Consider the following 1,512-nt stretch of genomic DNA (forward strand, 5'->3'; position numbering starts at 1 on the left):
CAGCAACAGGATCGCCGGCACCGCCACGATGGCCGCGCGCGTGAAACTGCCCGTGGAAAACCAGGGTTCGAGGCCTTCGATGGAATCGGCATCAGTCATCCGTACCCGTGTAGCCGGTTGCCCGCCCGCGCGCTACATGTGAGGCATGGTGGATGATGACGCAGCGCTGAACGACGCCTGCTGGCTGTGCGGGCGGCCGCTGGGCGCGCAGGTGGAATGGCACCACCCGGTGCCAAAGGCCAAGGCCAAGGCCAAGAGCGGGCGTGACCGGCAAATGGTTCACCCGATCTGCCACGAAGCCATCCACGCCCATTTCAGCAACAGCCAATTGGGCCGCATGGGGGCTGACAAGACAGCACTGCTGGCCGAACCAGGGCTGGAGGCCTTCGTCACCTGGGTGGCCGGCAAACCACCGGATTTCCATGCGCCCACCAAGGGCAAGAAACGCTAGCCCGCGCGCTGCGCCGCGATCAGAAATTCGACATTGCCTTCCGGGCCGGTGATTGGGCTGGTGGTGAGGCCCTGCACGGCCCAGCCCTGCCCTTCCAGCCACGCCGCCACCTCGCGGCACACCCGTTCGCGCACGGCTTCATCGCGCACCACGCCGCCCTTGCCCACATCCTCCCGCCCGGCTTCGAACTGCGGCTTGATCAAGGCCAGCAGGCGTGCGTTTGGCCGTGCAAAGCCCATCGGCACCGGCAGCACCTTATCCAAGCTGATGAAGCTGGCATCGCAGACAATCAGGTCAATCGGTTCAGCGATATGTTCCGGCGTGAGCAGCCGGGCCGACAATTGTTCCAGCACCACCACGCGTTCATCCTGCCGCAGCCGCCACGCCAGCTGGTTGGTGCCTGAATCCACGGCATAGACCCGAACGGCCCCGCGGCTGAGCAGCACATCGGTGAAGCCGCCGGTGGACGAGCCGACATCGATGGCCACCGCGCCGGCCACATCCCAGCCAAAGTGCGTCAGGCCGTGATCCAGCTTGATGCCGCCGCGCGACACCCAGGGGTGATCGCGGCCTTTCACCTCCAGCGGCGCATCGGCGGCCAGCGTGTCGCCGGATTTGGCCAGCTTGCGGTCGCCGGAAAACACCAGCCCGGCCATCACCAGCGCCTGCGCGCGGGTGCGGCTTTCCGCCAGGCCGCGCTCCACCAGCAATTGATCGACGCGCGATTTCACGCCCGGCTTCACCACGCTTTTTGCAGTTCCACCACCATCACTTCAATGGGTTCCTTGCCCACGTTCACATCCTGATGCAGCGTCTTGGGGTTGGCCGGCAGCCAGTAGGCCTTGCCGGTTTCCCAGTTCTGAATGTCGGACTGGCCGGTTTCCTCGCGAATATCCATGGTGCCGCCTTTCAGGGCGATCAGCACGCGCGGGTGATCATGGCGGTGCAGCGGCAGCGGATTACCCGCCGCAATCACCGATTTCCACACCCTCACTTCGGCATTGGCGAACTGCGGCGTCCGCCCGGTCGGCGTGGCCCCCTGCGCGACGGCCAATCCAGCG

General features: G+C 65.8%; 3 protein-coding genes. 1 reads left to right on the forward strand and 2 read right to left on the reverse strand.

Annotation, left to right across the window (positions count from 1 at the left end):
* Positions 1-145: 145 nt before the first annotated feature.
* Entirely contained in the window at positions 146-451 is a 306-nt protein-coding gene (locus tag RMO81_RS14950; RefSeq protein WP_310476723.1) for an HNH endonuclease, read from the forward strand.
* Here the strand turns inward: RMO81_RS14950 and RMO81_RS14955 are convergent.
* Both RMO81_RS14955 and RMO81_RS14960 read right to left on the reverse strand, forming a co-directional pair.
* On the reverse strand, positions 448-1,197 hold the full coding sequence (locus RMO81_RS14955) for a TlyA family RNA methyltransferase (protein ID WP_409049633.1): 750 nt from the start codon (positions 1,195-1,197) through the stop codon (positions 448-450). The two genes, RMO81_RS14950 and RMO81_RS14955, sit on opposite strands and share 4 nt — an antisense overlap.
* The coding region (locus tag RMO81_RS14960) for a hypothetical protein (RefSeq protein WP_310476724.1) at positions 1,191-1,512 on the reverse strand (322 nt) is incomplete at its 5' end. The genes RMO81_RS14960 and RMO81_RS14955, both read right to left, overlap by 7 nt.

Origin of the sequence: Sandarakinorhabdus sp., from assembly GCF_031422795.1 — a bacterium.
Classification (GTDB): domain Bacteria; phylum Pseudomonadota; class Alphaproteobacteria; order Sphingomonadales; family Sphingomonadaceae; genus Sandarakinorhabdus.

Bases quoted from the DNA above. Each gene is read 5' to 3' on its own strand.
- RMO81_RS14950 (WP_310476723.1), top strand. From the start codon at position 146: ATGGTGGATGATGACGCAGCGCTGAACGACGCCTGCTGGCTGTGCGGG.